The sequence below is a fragment of the Paraglaciecola arctica BSs20135 genome, from assembly GCF_000314995.1.
Classification (GTDB): Bacteria; Pseudomonadota; Gammaproteobacteria; order Enterobacterales; family Alteromonadaceae; genus Paraglaciecola; species Paraglaciecola arctica.
On sequence record NZ_BAEO01000058.1, the window covers coordinates 29,804 to 49,171 of the forward strand.

The window sequence follows — 19,368 nt, forward strand, 5'->3', positions numbered from 1 at the left end:
CTGTGTCCTCTGTGGTAGTAATTTGCTTTTATGGCGAGCTCATAATTATGTCGCATAAAGCTAAAACCGTTTTAAAAAGTGAGAAATAGATGAATCATTTAGACAGTAAATTTGGTGACTATGGTGGTATGTATGTACCCGAGTTGCTGATCCCTGCCCTCGATCAACTTGAGCAGGTTTTTATTGATGCCCAGAAAGATCCTGAATTCCAAGCGGAATTTATGGGTTTGTTAAAAGATTATGCAGGTCGTCCAACGGCTATGACTTTAACTAGAAACCTAGTCAGTAACCCCAAGGTAAAACTATACCTGAAGCGTGAAGATTTATTACACGGCGGCGCCCACAAAACCAATCAAGTATTGGGTCAAGCGCTGTTAACCAAACGCATGGGTAAAACTGAAGTCATAGCCGAAACAGGCGCAGGGCAACATGGTGTGGCCACAGCATTAGCTTGTGCATTAATGGGCTTAAAAGCACGTATTTATATGGGTGCCAAAGACATGGAGCGCCAAGCACCTAACGTATTTAGAATGCGTTTAATGGGCGCAAAAGTGATCCCCGTTAATTCAGGATCTGGTACTTTAAAAGATGCGGTTAACGAAGCCATGCGCGACTGGTCAGCCAATTATGACAAAGCCCATTATTTATTAGGCACTGCCGCAGGCCCGCACCCTTTCCCGACTATAGTACGTGAATTCCATCGTATGATTGGCGAAGAAACCCGTGCACAAATTATGGAAAAAGAAGGCCGCTTGCCAGACGCAGTGGTCGCTTGTGTAGGCGGTGGATCCAATGCTATTGGTATGTTTGCTGATTTTATCGATGAGCCTAGCGTAAGATTAATAGGTGTAGAGCCAGCTGGTAAAGGGGTTCACACCAAAGAACACGGCGCAGCGATTGGCAAAGGCACCAAGGGTGTTTTGCATGGTGCATACAGCTATATCATGCAAGACAACGACGGTCAGATTGAAGAATCCTATTCAGTATCTGCCGGACTCGACTATCCAGCTGTTGGCCCACAGCATGCTTATTTATCTGATATTGGTCGTGCAGAATACGTATCGATAACCGATGAAGAAGCGCTCAATGCGTTTCAACTGTTGTCTCGTAAAGAAGGCATTATCCCTGCCCTTGAATCTTCACATGCCCTTGCCCATGCGTTAAATATGGCTGATGAAGCTGAAGACGGCACTATTATAGTGGTGAATTTATCTGGCCGTGGCGATAAAGATTTAGCCCACGTCCATAGCATTTTAGGAGATCAAATCCATGAGTAATTCTGCTGATCGTTACGGCGATATGTTCGAACAACTTGATGCTAAAAATGAAGGCGCATTTGTTCCATTTGTTATGGTAGGCGATCCTGATATACAAACCTCAGTGAATATCATCAAAGCTTTGGTTGCAGGTGGAGCGGACGCTTTGGAATTAGGTTTCCCATATTCTGATCCTATTGCCGACGGCCCAACTATCCAACAAGCGAGTATTCGTGCGCTGTCGAATAAGATTAAAACCGATGACTGTTTTGAAATCATTCGCCAAGTACGTGAAGCTCATGCCGACATCCCCATCGGTTTATTGTTGTACAGTAACTTAGTGCTTAAACGTGGCATCGAAAAATTCTATCAAGACGCAGTCAATGCAGGTGTTGATTCGATTTTGATTGCCGATGTACCGCTTCGTGAAGCTGACCGTTTTATTGCCATAGCCAAGCAAACAGGTATCAAACAAATTTTGATTGCACCGCCCAATGCCAGTGACGAAACCTTTGCTGAAATTGGTCAAAAGTCGCAGGGTTATACTTACTTATTAGGCCGTGCAGGTGTGACGGGGGCAGAAACAGCCGTGAGTATTCCAGCCAGTGAATTAATAGACAAACTCACTCAGTATAAAGTGGCTCCACCACTACTTGGTTTTGGAATATCCACGCCAGTACAAGTTGCAGATGCGATTAAATCAGGTGCTGCAGGAGCAATTTCAGGCTCGGCAACTGTGAATATTATTGCTGAAAATCTAAGCCAACCAGAGGTGATGCTAGAAAAACTAAAAAGCTTCGTCACCAATATGAAATCGGCTACTTACAAGTAGTCGTTTAATTTTTCATAATTAAATAGGATCCACCATGTGGTATGTGATTTATTCCGAAGATATTGAAAACAGTTTATCTCTTCGCAAACAAACAAGAGCGGCGCATTTAGAGCGTCTACAACTATTAAGCGACCAAGGGCGATTATTAGTGGCTGGTCCCTGCCCCGCCATTGACAGCGAAGACCCAGGCGAAGCAGGCTTCACCGGCTCATTGGTGATCGCTGAATTTAATAGTCTAGAAGAAGCTCAACAATGGGCAGATATCGACCCTTATGCATTAGCAGGGGTTTATCAAAAAGTAGTAGTGAAACCCTACAAAAAAGTACTTCCCTAAACAGCTAACGAGCCTTATATGAGTTACACACCGAACCTTGAATCACTTATGCCTGCCATTGATTTAAGTGCCATGCGCGCCCAAGGCGCTGGCGGGCAAAACGTGAATAAAGTATCTAGTGCCATTCATCTAAGGTTCGATATTCAATTAGCTGCTATTCCTGAATACGTCAAACAAAAACTTCTCTCTGGTAAAGATAAACGCATCACCCAAGAAGGCATTTTGATTATTAAAGCCCAAAGCCATCGTACTCAAGAAATGAATAAACAAGATGCATTCGAAAGGCTGACTGAAATTTTAGTAGAAGCAGGTAAATTACAAAAAGCCCGCAGAGCCACTAAACCCAGTAAAAATTCACAAATAAAACGAGTGGATAGCAAAGTAAAATCAGGAAGAACAAAAGTATTACGAAAAAAGGTGGATTTTTAACATAACTGCCTAGCAACCAATTTTTTATTGTTAAAGGTACACAGTTCTAGCAATCAAAAAGTCCTACAGATAAATTAGCTTTCAAACTAAAGATTGAGTTATTCGAATATTTGCCGATACAACACTTGAGTGTTATCTGAGGTGATATATGAGTAAATTCAAAAAATGTACTAGCAATAACGTTATATATGGTCTGACTGTATTGCTTATTTGGGTCACGTTAAGTGGTTGTATGCAAAGTAATGCAGCAACTACGGATAATGAATTTACGATGTCGGCCAAGCCTCAAAAACTGATTACAGATAATACTTTGAAAGTAGTTAACGCGGCATTTTACTCAACATTTATTTTAGGTGAGTGGCGTTATAAAGGAGCCAAAAATCTCAGAGGCAAGATCAACGCTTACATTCAAATTCCTGCACCATTAGAAATGAGTAAAGAAGTCCAAAAATCCTATCTGCGCACTGCTATATGCCCATCATCTGCACACAAAAATATGTGGAATGAGATAGATGGCATCCCTTTGAGCATTCATATCTATACCCACGGACAAAGAAACAGCCTTTATGTGGATTGTATAAACCCGTTTATCACAGGATAGTAAATTTTTGCAAACTGACCAATAGATTACACCTGCGCTTATGGGTGCCAGTTGGTTTAAAGTTAGTTCAGCTAAAATTCAGCCCCAATAGATTAATCTTGCAATCACTTTAAACAGGAGTGGTTACATGAAATTATTAATAACAAGCGCAATACTACTTTTAGCGGTTTCTCCTTTGGCGTTAGCTAAACATCAGAATAATTATCATAATAGTAGTCAGCATAGCCATAGAGAATTTAAAGCTAAGGTCATTAATGCTACTCCTATCTATAAATACCTGACTGTCAGTCAACCACAAACATACTGTGAACCGGCAGTAATACGTAAAACTTATAATCAGTCTCATGATAAAAGCGCAGCTATAGTAGGCGGTATTATAGGTGGTGTGATTGGGCATGCTGCGAGCGACAGAAAACACAAAGGTTTAGGTACTATAGTAGGCGCAGTAATCGGAAGTTCACTAGTACATAACATTGATAATGCTAACAATAAATACTCACGTACCTATCAAACAGTACCCAATAGCTGCGTAACTAGGCACAAGACAAGCAGTAAAGTACGTGTATTAGATGGATATGAGGTGACTTATCGCTTACAAGGAAAATTATATCAAACCTTTAGCCAACACAAGCCTACTAAGTATATCCGTATCTATGACTAACTCAGAAGTATCTGCAACTCATACCCTAATCCGATAATAACAAAAGCAATTGCTTTTAAGTCAATTGATGATTGGGGTAAACTAAAGTTTGAGCATCAACTAACAAGAGTACAATTTTGAAACAGAATCCTTACATTAGATTTATTATTGTTTGCTTAATGGCTATATCGTTAAGCAGCATATCTGTTTCTGCTCAAAATCCTGAAACACCTCCAAAAACCAAATCTGAAGCCGCAAAAAAGGCGCAACAAAAGGTTAGTGGTAGAGTGTTAAGAGTCGATCAAAATAAAAGTAAATATCGAGTCAAAGTGTTACAAAAATCTGGACGAGTTATCTCTGTCGATGTCGACAAAAAATCAGGGCAAGTCAGTAAAAAGCAGAAAAAAGATTAGACAGATTTTCGTTATGCTGGAAGTAAAAATCACCTCCAGCGAAGATTAACACAAAGAATAAATAGGCTCTAAATGCGCATACTAATTGTAGAAGATGATAGTCGTTTACTTACCCAACTTGACATATTACTGCAAAAAAATGGCTATAGTGTGGACTTGGCTGATGATGGTGCAAAAGCGTTATTTTTATTGCAAGAACATACCTATGACTTGGCTATTATTGATATAGGGTTACCTGTAATTGATGGCTTTGAAGTGATCCAAAAAGCTCGTAAAAATGACGTCAGTTGCCCAATATTAATTCTGACAGCACGTGACAGATGGCAAGAAAAAGTCGAAGGACTGGATGCAGGAGCAGATGATTACCTAACCAAACCTTTTCACAATGAAGAATTGTTGGCGCGAATTAATGCCCTAATACGCCGAGCCGCCGGTAAAGCCCACCCGACAATAGAAAAAGGTCCTCTCACCCTTGATACTCTTAGTGAAGAAGTAACTGTTAACGGTCAATACATTGAACTTACCGCGTATGAATACAAAGTATTAGAATACCTATTGCTCAATCCACAAAAAGTGATATCTAAAACCGAACTTACCGAACATATCTATGATCAGGACTTTGACTTAGACAGTAACGTCATTGAAGTTTTTGTAGGGCGCTTACGTAAAAAGATTGATCCAGATGGTAGCTTTAATCCCATTGAAACACTCCGTGGCCGAGGATATCGTATTAATCGTGAGCTCTAACTTGATTAGGAAAGCTAGTGCATAACCTTTCCCTTAGATTAAGGAGTTTTGCTGCCGCTATACTCGCATTGTTGATTTTTATACCTCTTACGGCAGTCACCTTAGAGCAAGCTTTCAACAGCAGTTTAAGTCAATCAATGTTGCAACAACTGCGGGTGCAAAGCTTAACCTTAATATCTGAATTTGAATTAGATGACAGTAGTAACCAAGCAGTCATGCCTGAACAGCTGTATAACGACCAATTCAATATTCCTGGATCTGGTCTGTATGCGTTTATTCAATCCCACGAGGGCGTGCTTTGGCAGTCATTATCTACCCTCAACTGGCAGCAACAACCTGAATTTATTGCGCCAGATATAGGCTCAGAAGCTTTTATCGAAGATTTTCTAATGCAAAACAACTACTTTTTATATGCCTATACCGCAGAATTTGAATCGTCTGGGGGTTACCTGCCAGTGAGCTTTTATATCCTCCAAGATAAACAAGTGTTTAATAGCGAGAAAAGAAAATTCGCTAATACTTTATGGAATTGGTTAGGCCTGATTGCGCTGCTATTACTGGTTTTATTATTGGTTAGTTTAAACGCTGCGCTGTTACCAATAAGTAGGCTAAACAAACAAATACGCTTAGCTGAAAGTGGTCATCTCAAACGAATAGATCAGCGCTACCCACCCGAACTGGAAAAACTCAAAAGCAGCATCAATCATCTACTAGAAACCGAACAACAACAGCGCAGTCGCTACAAAAACAGCCTAAGCGATTTAGCCCACAGCCTTAAAACACCTTTAGCAGTGTTATCTGGAACAGCAGGGCTTCCTGAACAAGCCAAAGAGCCTATCAGTCAAATTAACCTACAGATACAGCGACAGCTCAAACGAGCCGTCGCTGGCACCACCAGCTCTTTCGAACAAGCCGTCACTATTAAACCTGTAGTGGATAAATTATTTAACGCTATGGATAAAGTATATGCCGACAAACACCTAACACTGACCCATGATATTCCAAACCAAGAATTAGGCTTTAACGGCGATATGACGGATTTGATGGAATTATTAGGCAATGTGCTAGACAACGCCTGTAAAGCAGCAGCCAAGGTCGTCAAACTATCAGTATTAACTAATCAAAACACCTTACAAATCCAAATTGAAGACGACGGCCCTGGGATCCCAAAAGACAAACGCGAACAATTGTTAGAAAGAGGCACACGTTTAGACAGTTATAAAGAAGGTCAAGGCATAGGCATGGCGGTGGTGGCAGATTTAGTCAGTGCATACCAAGGTCAACTAGAAATAAAACAGAGTGATTTAGGTGGAGCCAAACTCATTTTGATTTTTCCGATCAGAGTGTGAAAATAACCAAAAAGTGCCAAAATCATTATATTGAAATGTCAGATGGTTTTTTAGTCCTTTGATTTTAAATGATTTTTTAACTGGCATAATATCTGCTTTATCTGTTAAAAATATCAATAACTAAAATTTAGGGAACCCAGATGGCCGTAATACTCGAAGATAGACCGATTGAAAACGTACGTGAAGAAGTGATTGATACTTTGATTTATAACTACAGTCATGGCGTAATTTCTAATGACGCTTTTGAACGCAGACTAGATCAAGCCATGGCAAGTAAAAACCATCAAGAGATATTCAATTTAGCGGCAGATCTAGATAAAACCACAGATACAGAATTCACCTCACAAAAAGAGCGTCAATTCAACGTCAACTATGCGGCCGGCGACAACGACGAATCCGAGACCATAGTTAATATCCTTGGTGGTTCCTGCCGTAGCGGTCAATGGACAGTGCCTCGTGAGATAAAGATCATTACCTTATTTGGAGGGGCTGATATCGATTTTACTGACGCTATATTTACAACCCCAAACGTCACCATAAAAATACTCTGTCTATTTGGCGGTACTGATATTTCCGTACCTGAAGACATCAATATAATCTCAAAAGCCTTTTGTATTTTAGGTGGCATAGATAATTCGGCCCCTTCTATTGCTTCGCGCCAAGCCCCTACCCTCACAATTGAAGGCTTAGTGATGTTTGGCGGCTTGGACATCAAGATCAAACGTACGATAAAAGAGAAGTTTGTAGCCTTCGCTAATCAGATGAAAACTATGTTTAACAATAAAGCTTAAGAGCAGTTGCGAGTTTCTAGCGACGAGCTGCAAGTAAAGACAAATCGGTAGCCTCTGATTAGCCAGTTCCAAATTATTACTATATCTGCTTATAAACTCAGCTTAAGTACTCTGATAAAAATAACCTAGCATTGCTTAAAAGAAGGCAGAGCTAGGTATTGCTTAGGATGTTTATTTTGGTTAATTATTCAAATTTGTTTCTAAAACTTTCTGGCAGTGGGATGGCGCAGCGTTTTTGCATATCAAATAATACCGAAGTCGCAATATTCTGCGCAGCTTGTTCACCTGTATCACTTAAATACATCACCTGTTTATAGCGAATAGACTTATTGCCGAGCTTTTCCAGACTACACTCAATATGGACCAAGGCGCCAACAGCTACCTCACTTGCATAATCAATTTCGTGTCTTACATCCGCCCAACCAATCTGGTTGTTACGCGCTTCTACTGCGTTATGCCCCAGAGTACGCATAAAATGCTGCATGGCATCATCAAACATGCCTACGTAATTACGGGTATTTAAATGCCCCATTTCGTCACATAACCAAGGGTGGGCGACGCCTTGAAAGGTAACGACTGGTTTATTGAGCATTGCTATCGGCCTCTATGATGGTTTTGATACGATGCCAAGCATCCAAAGTTGCGGCTTCATTATAACGACTACCTGCTTCTACATTTGCTTGGTTAGGCTTTGCATGGTCAAAAGTGTGTGTTACATCGGGGTACACTACCAATTCAAAATTCCCGGCATTAGATGGGTGAATTTTTGCGTAGTTTTGGCAAACGGATTCATCTATATAGCGATCAGCATCGCCTAATAACATCAGAGTATTGATATTAACTGTCCATTCAGTTGGGCAACTACCGTAAAATAAGAAAGAGCCTTTAATCACATTTTGGTAGTTATGCTCAGGTAACTGAGTCAAGCTAAGTGGCGTCTCATTATGACTAAGTTGCTCTAAAAACGACCAAATGGTTAATGCACCGTGAGAAAATCCAGTTAAGTACACTTGAGTAGGGTCAGCAAAGTCTCTATCTTTTAATGAATCTATGATCACTGCAATATCCCCCGAACGTTCCCAAGGCGTCATTTTTGTAAAGTTACAGGCATCGTTCCAATCGGTGCTTCTTCCGGCATAGCTATCAATCGCAATTACCGCAACGCCAATTTCATTGTACCTTTTGGCCCAATCTTGTTCGTGTGTAGCCGTTGCGCCGCTGCAGCCGTGCAAAAATAACACCACGGGATAAGGGGCTTGGCCGTGCTCTGGAATAAATACTCTCTCATGTGGAAGAAGCTCTTGCTTCATTTGCTCAAGCGATTTTGCAGTGACGGTTTGTTGAGCATGCTCTTTCGCCTGCTTGATCCAATCAGCGGTAGAGCCTTGTTCTATTGTTTGTTCAAGGCTGGCACGATTATCCTTAACATTATGTGCAGAGTCCTGGTTTTTGTTGTCTGGTGAGCAGGCAAACATTGTAGTTGTTGTTACAAATGCCAATGCTAGATATAGCCAAAACTTATTCATGAAAAGATTCCTTTTTAGCCCCTTGCTGAGGCGTTTGTATAATAATGTCAGGGCGATGTAATACCGCGCCAAAATCTTGTTTTAGTTGTTTCATTAGCGACTTAAACATCACTAGTAATATTGGGATAAGGGGCAAAGCTAGAATAACCGTTGAGGCTTTGACTGTATCAAGGGCATCGATAACCAATAATCCAACCGCGATTACAGCTAAAATCACGGCCCAAGCAACTCTATTCCAGCGTGCAGGTTCTTGATCAGCACTTAAGTTCTTGGTGCTAATACTTGCCAGTACATAAGCTGACGAGTCAAGCGTGGTGGCCAAAAATACAAAGCAGAGTAAAGTGAACACGACTATAACGAAGGTGCTCATTGGCAGAGTTTCCAAAATAGCCACAACTGTTTTCGGGATCCCTTGTTGTGCTAAAATATCCTGTACGGCTAATACCCCCGTAAGTTCTAAATTGAGCGCATAAGCACCACATATGGCTAAAAATGACATGCAACCTAAACTGCCCCAAAGCAGAGTGCCAAGCACTAAACTACGAATGGTTCTACCTTTTGAGATCCGACCAATAAACAACCCCATTAGCGGTGCATAGGCTACCCACCAGGCCCAATAAAACAGGGTCCAATTATTGGGAAAGCTGTTGCCGGTGACAGGTGCTAGCCAAAAGCTGATACGCGCGAAGCTGTCTAACAACAAACCTAGGCTATTAAAGGTCATAGACAGAATAAACACTGTAGGTCCTGCTATAAAAACGAATAACATGACTATGATAGCCAGGACAATATTGACATCACTTAACCAGCGGATACCATTTTTTAGCCCTCGGTATGCACTACCGCCAAACAATAACGCCCATACTCCAATAACGCCAAGTCGCATGCCTATTGAGTCTTCAATACCGAATAAATGACTAACCAATTCAGACACTAATGGCACACCTAAGCCAAGAGAGGTACCTGCACCACCTAATAAACCAAGTAAAATAAGAGTGTCGGTTACCGCACCTAAGACGCCATCGCTTTGGCCTTTAAAAACCGGACGACAAGCTTCAGATACTCGTAGAAAGTGCCGTTTACGCACATGTAAGCGATAAGCTACGGCAACCGCGGGCAGAGCATACAATGACCAAGGAACAAAACTCCAATGGAAGAGCGTATACATATGGCCCCAGCTATAGGCTTGGTCTGAGCCAGGCACAATTTCCAGAGGCGGGGTTGAAAGATAATAAATAGGTTCAACAAAAGACCAGCTCATTAAACCAATGCCAATCCCTGCTGAGAACATCATGGCTGCCCAGCTGACTTCTGAATACTCCTTTTCACCGTCTTTAGTATCTAAGCGAACACGACCATAGCGCCCAAAGGCTAAATACAAGGCAAAGATAAACGCAGAGAAACCAAAAATGACAAATAGCCAACCGAACTTAGCTGTAATAAATGCCATCGCATCGTTGGCCCATTGCTGTGAAGCTTGGGGGTGTATAATAAGAGTTAACGCAACTGCGGCCGCGATTAAAAACGCAGGACTAAAGACAGCCACATCCAATTTAGATTTATTCATTAAAACATTTTCGCGACGCTAATCCCAAAAGTACGGGGTTCACCTTCAATAACAAAGCCTAGGCCAGCTTGTGAGAAAGCATGTGATGCATATTCTTTATCTGTTAAGTTTTTTCCATAAACAGATATTTCCCACCCCTCAAGATTTTCCCAAGTTATATTCGCGTTTAATAAAGCGTGGCTGTTACCAGCGGCAACAGCATCGCTGTTTACGCTATAGTAAATACGGCTTTGATAAGTCAGGTCGGTGCGTAAATCTAAGGTTTGACTGTTCGCCAGTAACCACTGGTAATTGAAGCCTGCAGAGCCGCTTTTTTCAGGTGTTCTGGCTAAAGTGTTACCGACAACTAAAGGATCTATGGCAAACGACGTATATTCTGAGTCTGTAAAGGCTAAAGTGGCGAATAACCGCAAGCCGTCGCCTATTCTGGCATTGGCATCTAGCTCTAAACCTTTTACTTCGGCATCACCGGTAGCCGTACGAATATCACCCGTGTCTAAATCGGTGGTAAAGCTTTGTAAATCGGAATAATCAAGAAAATACACTGCAGCATTTAAAGACAGCTGGCGATCTAACAGACGGGCTTTAAACCCAGCTTCGTAGTTACGGGCTTTTTCTTGATCAAAGGGAGTTGTCGCCATAGCTTTATTGGCGGCTATACCATTATACCCACCGGCTTTATAACCTTCAGATACGGTGAAATAGAGCATGTCTTGGCTATTAGTAAAGTAATTAACTGTTACTTTAGGTGTAAAACTAGTCCAGCTTTTTTCTGCACTAACTTGATAGCTTTCTTGCAAAAATCCCAATAAATCTTCTGCACCTGTAGCATTGTTTGAAAAGTCTTTTTTATCGTAGGTGTAACGGCCACCTAAGGTAAAGTTCCAGTGATCGTTTATCTTGTAACTACCTTCACCAAATATGGCATAACTAGTGGTGTCGTTAGTCGCATCCCAAATCGGGCGTGACAGTAACTCTGGATGGCCCTGCAGCGCATACATGATACTTGAGTCCCAAGCTTCTATCCGTTGTATATCTTCATTAAAAAGATAAAGTCCGGCAGTCCATTCAAAGGGGCCATTGCTGAGGTTTTGCAATCGGAACTCTTGAGTAATCTGTTTAGAATTTTCACTGGCATCATTGGTTAACGCCAAACCAGCGGGCGCTAAATACCGACCAAATAAATCATCTTCAAAGGAGTAATCTTGCTCACGAAATGCCGTGATTGAAGTAAACAAAATATCACTCATCTCAACGGTTAAATTACCTGAAATGCCATATATTTCCCGTTTCGCATTGCCATCTTTAAACATGTCAACTTTATCAATTGCATTGCCTGTTGTTGGAGCTTGGCCAAATACAGATGTGTAATTTTTAATGGTTCGCGCACCTGGGCCATGCAAGTCATCTTTTGAATAGTCGGCAATAACCATCAATTTAGTATTATCACTTAATCTGAAATCCAGTTTACCGCGCATCGATTGATTATCTTGATCGCGCAGTTCCATATTAGTCGCAATATTATCTACCCATGCATCTCGTTGACGTATAGTACCGGCAAAGCGGCCATTGATATTATCAGTAATAGCGCCACTGACCATTCCCTGTAGCTGCATCAAATTATCGCTACCGTAAGTGGTTTTTAGCTTTGCCTCATAAAAGTCAGTTGGGTCTTTAGTAATAACGCTAATGGCACCACCAGCGACGTTTCTACCATAAAGTGAACCTTGCGGCCCTCTTAAAACTTCTACCCTTTCAATATCAAACATGTCAGAACGAAACCCGCCGGCGCGGCCAGCATACACATCATCAATAAAAACGCCAACGGAAGCATCATCACCGACAGAGCTTGAATTAGTGCCAACGCCTCGAATATAAGGCTGTGGCGTCACTGGATTATAGGTAGATAGGGTAAAGCCAGGGGTCATGCCTGCTACATCTTCAATATCTAATATATTGGCACGCTCTAAGGTAAGAGAGTCAAAGGCTGAAACTGCCATGGGGACTTCGGTTAAACTTTTTATTCTGCGGCTGGATGTAACGGAAATGACTTCAATATCGTTACTTTTTTCTGCGGTCTTGGCCTCTCTTTGTTGAGCTTGAGAGGGTGTAGCATGAATGAGAGTAATAACAGCTAATGCTATGGATGACTTAGTAAATGTTGAAAATACAATCATTATTTTTCCTGTGGATTTAGTCACTTTAAATTAAAATACGCGGACTATTTGCGATGAATTACGAACTAATGGTAGGTATGCTATAACGACTCAGAGATTTAACTTTAGATTATGCGACACTATATATCGTTTTTTTGTATATCTCCTTTAACTAAAACGAGCAATTAATGACCAATGTTTTTTTATCGCCTAAATTTAGCGACAGTGATGTAGTACATATCGCCTTTATTCTCGTGGAGCAATTTTCGTTGTTTGCTTTAGCTTGTGTCTCGGAACCTTTACGGGTGGCAAATAGGCTAGCAGGTAAAAAACTATTCGAGTTTTCATTTATATCTGAAGATGGTAACCCAGTTAAAGCCAGCAACAACATAGCTTTTAATACTCAATATAGTACCGCGAATTGCCCAGATGATTATCAAACTTTTATTGTTGTGTCTGGCTTTGATCCTCTAGTTTATGCCTCGAAAAGCTTGTTAGCAGAGCTGAGGCGCTTAGCTGCAAAGGGAGTGAGTTTAGGTGGTGTAGATACCGGTGCCCAAATATTGATAAAAGCGAGGGTTATGACAGGGCTTCGAGCAACGATGCACTGGGAAGCGGCGACAAGCTTCCAAGAAAACAACCCTAACGCAGATATTTTGCAAGAGCGGTTTTTAATTGAAGATAATCGCGTTTCCTCTGCGGGCGGCATTAGCGGTTTAGACATGATGTTAAGTATCATAGCGGTAAATAATGGCCAAAACTTAGCACTAGATGTAGCTGAACAGTTTACCTATAACAGCATCCAAAATTCCGATGATTCTCAACGTATGAGTATTCGAACCCGTTTAATGACCAGTAATAGAAAGTTGATAAAAGCAGCCGCGATCATGGAAAAGAATTTAAATAAAAACCTGTCCATAAAAGAAATATCCTCACAAGCCTCTATTTCCCAACGTAAATTAGAAAGGTTATTTGCACTAAAATTAGATACCTCACCCAAACAATATTACCGAAAAATGAGGCTTGAGCAGGCACGTTGTCTTCTGCGACAAACCGATATGTCCGTGCTTGATGTATCTATTGCTTGCGGCTTCTCTTCAGCAGCTTATTTAAGCGCCATATATAAGCAAGAATTTAACATTCAGCCAAGTAAAGATAGGAACGAGCAACAAGTCTTTTAACCACAAAGATCTACTTTATCCATTATCTGTCGTAAAAGAATAAGTTTTTCACGTGTTTCTGATAGTTCATAATTATACAAGCTATAGGATATATAGCTGAAGCTAATTTTTAGGATATATTATGAATAACAACGTGATTATCACCTGCGCGGTCACCGGCGCCGGCGCGACCACAGATAAAAGCCCGCATGTGCCAGTAACACCAAAACAAATTGCTGAGTCCAGTATTGCTGCTGCTAAGGCTGGGGCCTCGGTTGTTCATATTCATGTCCGCGATCCTAAGACAGGTGCGTCTAGCCGTGATGTTGCGCTGTATAAAGAAGTCGTCGATAGAATACGCAGTAGCAATACCGATGTAGTTTTGAATTTAACCGCGGGAATGGGCGGCGATCTATTTTTAGGGCCTGACAGTCATCCGTTGCATTTTGGCCAAGAGACAGACCTAGTCGGTGCTGAAGAAAGATTATTACACATTGAAGTATTAAAACCTGAAATTTGCACATTAGATTGTGGCTCACTTAACTTTGGTGATGATAACTTAGTGTATATATCCACCCCTGCGATGTTACGCCAAGGGTCAAAGCGAGTACAAGAATTGGGGGTAAAGCCTGAGCTTGAAATTTTTGATATGGGTAACTTAGCCTTTGCTAAGCAAATGGAAAAAGAAGGGCTACTCGACTCACCGGCACTCTTTCAATTGTGTTTAGGGATCCCCTGGGGTGCCCCAGCTGACACGACAACCATGAAAGCCATGGTTGATAGCCTGCCACAAAATTCTGTTTGGGCCGCTTTTGGTATCGGCAGACACCAGCTACCTATGGCCGCGCAAGCTGCCATTTTAGGCGGTAACGTCCGGGTCGGTTTAGAAGATAACCTGTATTTAGAAAAAGGTAAGTTAGCGACCAACGAGCAATTAGTTGCCAAAACTGTGAGCTTACTGGAGCATCTAGGTGCTGTGCCAATGACGCCACAGCAAACCCGTGAAAAACTTAATCTTATCAAGGTGGGCTAATGTCACAATTTCCAAAGCAACAAAAAATCGCTGCCATTATTGGTACTGGGGTTATAGGAGCTGGATGGGCTGCTCGTTATTTAGCGAATGGCTATATTGTCAAAGCTTGGGATCCAGGTGAAAATGCAGCAGAAAAACTGCAACAAAGCATTGAAAATGCTTGGCCGTCCTTACAAAAAATAGGCCTAAAACAAGATGCTGATCTGGCAAACTTACATTTTTGCCAGACTTTGGCAGAGGCTTGTGCCGATGCCCAGATCATCCAAGAAAGTGCCCCAGAAGTACTTGAGATAAAATCTAAGTTGCTGCAGGAAATCGCTTTATCGGCCCCTGTTGATGCAATTATTGGTTCATCGACATCGGGCTTTAAGCCAAGTTTGTTACAAAAAAGCGTCAACAACCCTGAAAGAGTCATAGTTACCCATCCTTTTAACCCAGTATATTTACTGCCGTTAGTTGAAGTAGTAGGGGGAGAACTCACCACGGCAGCCACAATTGAGCAAGCGAAAGCACTATATACTGCGCTAGGTATGCATCCGCTGCATGTTCGTAAAGAAATTGACGGTCACTTATCCGATCGTTTATTAGAAGCCTTATGGCGAGAAAATCTGCATTTAGTCAATGATGGTATTGCGACTACTGGTGAATTAGACGAAGCCATTATTTATGGACCCGGTTTACGCTGGGCGTTAATGGGCACTAATTTAACTTACCACCTTGCAGGCGGTGATGCGGGTATGCGGCATATGCTGGAGCAATTTGGTCCAGCTCTGAAATTACCCTGGACAAAGCTAGAAGCCCCAGAGCTTTCAACCCGTCTAATTGACAGTATGGTTGCCGGTACCCAACAGCAAGCAGGAGAACGCTCGGTCAAAGAATTGGAGCAATTACGTGATAACTGTTTAATCAGTATTATGGAAGCTTTAGCCCAATATGAAGTAGGCGCAGGTAAAGTGCTTAGTGATTATCGTAAAGCTATTTAACAAAATTAGGGGGTAGCTGGTTATTTTGCTTCTTTATCAGACTTATTTTTTCTATAGGTGGATGGCCTCATTATGACTCTGACGGTGGTGTTACTATTAGAAAGTGGTTACACCATAATAGGTCATCCGCTAAAAACTGCGCAATGGTGAGTTGCTCGGTTGTTTGCGAGAAAATTAGCTGAAACTCGTCGCGCTGTAGCGTGATCTTTGGCAGGTTAATAATACCAATTTAATGTAAGATACCATGCGCATTCATCGTTTTTATAAAGAATAAAGAGACCAATATGAGCCGTCATTTTGACCAAGCACCTGGCTTACAAGAACATCACGATCCTGCCACCCATGAGTTTGTGTTTAATCAAACCATGCTTAGGATCAAAGATCCTAAGCGCACGCTCAAATTTTATACCGAAGCATTAGGCATGACACTGGTAAAACGATTAGATTTTACCAAAATGAAGTTCACACTATATTTTCTAGCAAGTATTCCACCACAGAGCCACAGTGATTGGTCAAACGATAACAATCAACGCCTTGTGCAAACCTTTGGTCGACCAGCCATGTTAGAACTTACCCACAATTGGGGCGATGAGAGTGACGACAGTGTGTCTTATCATAGTGGAAACGAGAAGCCTAAAGGCTTTGGTCACATTGGTTTTGCAGTACCTGATATTGACGTTGCCTGTAAACGTTTTGAATCTTTAGGTGTCGAGTTTCAGAAAAAACCAAATGATGGCAGCATGAAAGGAATTGCCTTTATTAAAGATCCAGATGGCTATTGGATTGAGATTTTCACGCCAGCACGCCTACCCGATTTATTAGGTAAGCATTTGTAATAGCCACTAATAACAAACATTCCAGCCATTAAGCTTGGGTTCTCCTGACACACTTTCATTTACATCAAGTGTGTCAGGAGTAAAATATCGTTTGCTAAAACTCATATTTTTGACTCGCCCAGCGATTGTTAATTTCTCTATTCTACTCCAAGCTAAAAACTCGTAGCTCGCCGCTCGAAGCTAAGATTGACCTCTAAGCCTCGACCTGACTTTCTTCACTCACGGGTTCGTCATTCTCACTAGCTAGCAGTAAAGCCACCCAACGCGTATCTGGGCTAGACTCCAATGCTATTTTGACAATCATAGTGAGAGGCACCGACAACAGCATACCTACAGTTCCCAACAACCATCCCCAGAAAATCAAAGACAAAAATACCACCAAAGTAGATAACCCTAAACCACGTCCCATGTAACGAGGTTCAATCACATTGCCCATCACCATATTCGACACCACAAAACCCAAAGCAGTGAAACCGGCTGTAGCAGGACCGAGTTGCACAAAAGCTAGTAACACCGCAGGCACAGCGGCAATAATAGATCCTATGTTTGGGATATAATTAAATAAAAATGCTAAAACAGCCCATAGTAAAAAATGGTCTACACCAAGAACATACAACCAGATGCCAATGATAAGGCCGGTACCTAAACTAACTAAGGTTTTGATGGCTAAATAGTTTTTAACTGATAGTAAAAATTTATCTATTTGTTGAATTTTCATGCTGGGATCATCAAGAGCGATGTGAATTTTCTTCGGTACTGATTCTGCTTCGAACAACATAAAGACCACTATTAACAAAATCAACAAAAAATTGGTTAACACACCACCTAAACTAGACAACAAGTTTGTTGCCATATTCATGGCTGCACCAGGGTCTAGATAAGAGAGCAGTGCTTCTTTATCGACATTAATGTTGACCTTATCCAACTGACCAATCACCCAAGCAAATTCTTCAACTAATTGTTCTCTATATTTAGGCATGTTTTGGCTAAATTCATTCATCGACTGACCCACTAATCCAGCCAGGATCAATCCAAATACCACTATAATCAGTATGACTAAGATAACAGCTATGGCTCTAGGCAATTTGTAGCGATTTGCCCAAGTAATAATAGGGCTACAAGCCATGGCAATAAAAACAGACAATAAAAATGGTACTACTATGGCACTAGCGGCTTTAACACCGGCTAAGATGACCACTATTGACGCCATTATCAGTAATACCTTGGTGGATCTTTGCGATTTGATTTGCATATGAAATTTCTGAATGAATACCTTGTGAGCAAACTAGCAGATATATATGGTATTTTATAGCGCATGCTCAACAAATAAATGTTCTCAATATCTACTACAAATAGATATTCAACAGCTCCTAGGAAGAATATGAAGCTAAACCCAGCCACCATTAGGATTAAAAATTTACGTTTACGTACTTATATTGGCATTAACGACGATGAAATCGTCAATATGCAAGATGTCGTCATCAACGTAAAAATACATTACCACGCAGATCAGGCAACAGATTCAGATGAAATGGACGATGCCCTCAATTACAAAACCATCACCAAAAGAATTATTAAATTGGTTGAAAACAATCGATTTTTTTTACTCGAAAAACTCACAGCTGATGTACTCGCTATAGCGGCAGAACACCCAAGAGTGAACTATGCTGAAGTAGAAGTGGATAAACCCCACGCCTTACGTTTCGCAGATTCAGTTTCTTTATGTTTATCATGCAGTAAAACCTAGTTGTATTCAGGGGACAAATGAAAATACTTATCACCGGTGGTTCAGGCTTAATTGGTTCAAATCTTATCCCTATTCTGCGTCCATGCAATATTGCGGTTTACACCCGAAATGTGGCTATGGCTGAACAAATACTTGGTCATAAAATCCACTTTTTATCCACACTTTCCCATCTCAGCAACCTAGACGACTTTGATGTAGTGATTAATTTAGCCGGTGAACCCATTGCCGCCCAAAAATGGACTGATGAACAAAAACATAAAATCGAACAAAGTCGCTGGTCTATCACTAAAGAAATAGTGGCACTTATTAACGCCGGTGAAAATCCACCAAATTTATTGATCAGTGGTTCAGCGATAGGCTTTTATGGCCGCCAACAGGATCAAATTATTGATGAAAACTTCTTACCTACTCATGATGAATTTAGCCATCACCTCTGCGAACGTTGGGAGTTTTTAGCCAACCAGGCACAGTCAGATAAAACTCGGGTGTGTATTTTACGAACTGGAGTGGTCATTACTAAAAGAGGTGGCGCAATACAAAAAATGTTATTGCCATTTAAACTAGGTTTAGGCGGACCAATAGGTGACGGTACCCAATATATGTCATGGATACACCTTGAAGACATGCTGCAAGGTATCGCCCATTTAATTGCTAATAAAAGTTGTGAAGGCATTTATAATTTTACTGCACCTAACCCTGTCACCAATCAAGAATTTAGCCGTGAACTTGCCTCAGCGCTATCGCGCCCTTGTCTATTTAGAGTACCTAAATTTGTGCTCAGAATGATGATGGGCGAAATGGCTGATTTAGTTTTATATGGCCAACGAGTTGTACCTAAACGCTTAGAAGAAAGTGGTTATAAATTTATCTATCCTAAAATATCCCAAGCTTTGGATTGTTTTCGTAAAAAAATAAAGTGAGAAATTGAGCAAGTAATCCAATCAGTATAAATAATCAAAAAAGTTGAT

At 41.1% G+C, this 19,368-nt stretch carries 21 protein-coding genes; 16 read left to right on the plus strand and 5 right to left on the minus strand.

The window, feature by feature from the left end; translation table 11 throughout:
• Positions 1 to 89: 89 nt before the first annotated feature.
• From trpB to GARC_RS19440, 10 genes are all read left to right on the plus strand, one after another.
• Entirely contained in the window at positions 90 to 1,277 is a 1,188-nt protein-coding gene (gene trpB, locus GARC_RS19395; protein ID WP_007623463.1) for a tryptophan synthase subunit beta, read from the plus strand.
• Positions 1,270 to 2,088 (plus strand): tryptophan synthase subunit alpha, encoded by an 819-nt coding sequence (gene trpA, locus GARC_RS19400; protein WP_007623464.1) that lies wholly within the window; start codon positions 1,270 to 1,272, stop codon positions 2,086 to 2,088. Before trpB ends, trpA begins: the two co-directional genes overlap by 8 nt.
• 34 nt (positions 2,089 to 2,122) lie before the next feature.
• Positions 2,123 to 2,422, plus strand: coding sequence for a YciI family protein (locus GARC_RS19405; RefSeq protein WP_007623465.1), 300 nt, complete (start codon positions 2,123 to 2,125; stop codon positions 2,420 to 2,422).
• 18 nt (positions 2,423 to 2,440) lie between these two features.
• On the plus strand, positions 2,441 to 2,851 hold the full coding sequence (gene arfB, locus GARC_RS19410) for an alternative ribosome rescue aminoacyl-tRNA hydrolase ArfB (protein WP_007623466.1): 411 nt from the start codon (positions 2,441 to 2,443) through the stop codon (positions 2,849 to 2,851).
• Between the two features lie 148 nt (positions 2,852 to 2,999).
• Positions 3,000 to 3,452: a hypothetical protein gene (locus GARC_RS19415; RefSeq protein ID WP_007623467.1), complete on the plus strand. Its 453-nt coding sequence runs from the start codon at positions 3,000 to 3,002 to the stop codon at positions 3,450 to 3,452.
• A 127-nt stretch (positions 3,453 to 3,579) separates the two neighbouring features.
• Positions 3,580 to 4,113: a glycine zipper 2TM domain-containing protein gene (locus tag GARC_RS19420; RefSeq protein ID WP_007623469.1), complete on the plus strand. Its 534-nt coding sequence runs from the start codon at positions 3,580 to 3,582 to the stop codon at positions 4,111 to 4,113.
• Positions 4,114 to 4,271: 158 nt separating this feature from the next.
• The gene (locus tag GARC_RS19425) at positions 4,272 to 4,505 is read left to right on the plus strand and encodes a PepSY domain-containing protein (RefSeq protein WP_007623470.1); all 234 of its coding nucleotides are present in this window, start codon (positions 4,272 to 4,274) and stop codon (positions 4,503 to 4,505) included.
• A gap of 72 nt (positions 4,506 to 4,577) precedes the next feature.
• Entirely contained in the window at positions 4,578 to 5,252 is a 675-nt protein-coding gene (locus tag GARC_RS19430; protein WP_007623471.1) for a response regulator transcription factor, read from the plus strand.
• 17 nt (positions 5,253 to 5,269) lie between these two features.
• The gene (locus GARC_RS19435) at positions 5,270 to 6,601 is read left to right on the plus strand and encodes an ATP-binding protein (RefSeq protein ID WP_007623472.1); all 1,332 of its coding nucleotides are present in this window, start codon (positions 5,270 to 5,272) and stop codon (positions 6,599 to 6,601) included.
• 140 nt (positions 6,602 to 6,741) lie between these two features.
• The gene (locus GARC_RS19440) at positions 6,742 to 7,392 is read left to right on the plus strand and encodes a LiaF domain-containing protein (RefSeq protein WP_007623474.1); all 651 of its coding nucleotides are present in this window, start codon (positions 6,742 to 6,744) and stop codon (positions 7,390 to 7,392) included.
• Positions 7,393 to 7,576: 184 nt separating this feature from the next.
• On the opposite strand, the gene GARC_RS19445 is transcribed toward GARC_RS19440, so the two are convergent.
• The 4 genes from GARC_RS19445 to GARC_RS19460 are packed head-to-tail and all read right to left on the minus strand — an operon-like array spanning position 7,577 to position 12,662.
• On the minus strand, positions 7,577 to 7,984 hold the full coding sequence (locus GARC_RS19445) for an acyl-CoA thioesterase (protein ID WP_007623475.1): 408 nt from the start codon (positions 7,982 to 7,984) through the stop codon (positions 7,577 to 7,579).
• Positions 7,974 to 8,918: a dienelactone hydrolase family protein gene (locus GARC_RS19450; protein WP_007623478.1), complete on the minus strand. Its 945-nt coding sequence runs from the start codon at positions 8,916 to 8,918 to the stop codon at positions 7,974 to 7,976. Before GARC_RS19450 ends, GARC_RS19445 begins: the two co-directional genes overlap by 11 nt.
• Positions 8,911 to 10,485 (minus strand): BCCT family transporter, encoded by a 1,575-nt coding sequence (locus tag GARC_RS19455; RefSeq protein ID WP_007623480.1) that lies wholly within the window; start codon positions 10,483 to 10,485, stop codon positions 8,911 to 8,913. Before GARC_RS19455 ends, GARC_RS19450 begins: the two co-directional genes overlap by 8 nt.
• Positions 10,485 to 12,662: a TonB-dependent receptor gene (locus tag GARC_RS19460; protein ID WP_007623481.1), complete on the minus strand. Its 2,178-nt coding sequence runs from the start codon at positions 12,660 to 12,662 to the stop codon at positions 10,485 to 10,487. The genes GARC_RS19455 and GARC_RS19460 overlap by 1 nt, the downstream gene beginning before the upstream one ends.
• 167 nt (positions 12,663 to 12,829) lie before the next feature.
• On the opposite strand from GARC_RS19460, the gene GARC_RS19465 reads away from it, so the two are divergent.
• The 4 genes from GARC_RS19465 to gloA all read left to right on the plus strand — a co-directional run bounded on the left by GARC_RS19465 (position 12,830) and on the right by gloA (position 16,653).
• Positions 12,830 to 13,822, plus strand: a complete 993-nt coding sequence (locus GARC_RS19465) for a GlxA family transcriptional regulator (RefSeq protein ID WP_007623482.1) — start codon at positions 12,830 to 12,832, stop codon at positions 13,820 to 13,822.
• Between the two features lie 121 nt (positions 13,823 to 13,943).
• Positions 13,944 to 14,834 (plus strand): BKACE family enzyme, encoded by an 891-nt coding sequence (locus GARC_RS19470; protein ID WP_007623484.1) that lies wholly within the window; start codon positions 13,944 to 13,946, stop codon positions 14,832 to 14,834.
• The gene (locus tag GARC_RS19475) at positions 14,834 to 15,817 is read left to right on the plus strand and encodes an L-carnitine dehydrogenase (RefSeq protein WP_007623486.1); all 984 of its coding nucleotides are present in this window, start codon (positions 14,834 to 14,836) and stop codon (positions 15,815 to 15,817) included. Before GARC_RS19470 ends, GARC_RS19475 begins: the two co-directional genes overlap by 1 nt.
• A 284-nt stretch (positions 15,818 to 16,101) precedes the next feature.
• Entirely contained in the window at positions 16,102 to 16,653 is a 552-nt protein-coding gene (gene gloA / locus GARC_RS19480; protein WP_007623489.1) for a lactoylglutathione lyase, read from the plus strand.
• A 193-nt stretch (positions 16,654 to 16,846) separates the two neighbouring features.
• On the opposite strand, the gene GARC_RS19485 is transcribed toward gloA, so the two are convergent.
• Entirely contained in the window at positions 16,847 to 17,905 is a 1,059-nt protein-coding gene (locus tag GARC_RS19485; RefSeq protein ID WP_081587586.1) for an AI-2E family transporter, read from the minus strand.
• Positions 17,906 to 18,034: 129 nt separating this feature from the next.
• Between GARC_RS19485 and folX the strand changes: the two genes are divergently transcribed.
• Both folX and GARC_RS19495 read left to right on the plus strand, forming a co-directional pair.
• Complete coding sequence (folX, locus tag GARC_RS19490; protein ID WP_007623493.1) at positions 18,035 to 18,400, plus strand: dihydroneopterin triphosphate 2'-epimerase; 366 nt, start codon at positions 18,035 to 18,037, stop codon at positions 18,398 to 18,400.
• A gap of 17 nt (positions 18,401 to 18,417) precedes the next feature.
• The gene (locus tag GARC_RS19495) at positions 18,418 to 19,320 is read left to right on the plus strand and encodes a TIGR01777 family oxidoreductase (RefSeq protein WP_007623495.1); all 903 of its coding nucleotides are present in this window, start codon (positions 18,418 to 18,420) and stop codon (positions 19,318 to 19,320) included.
• Positions 19,321 to 19,368: the final 48 nt, after the last annotated feature.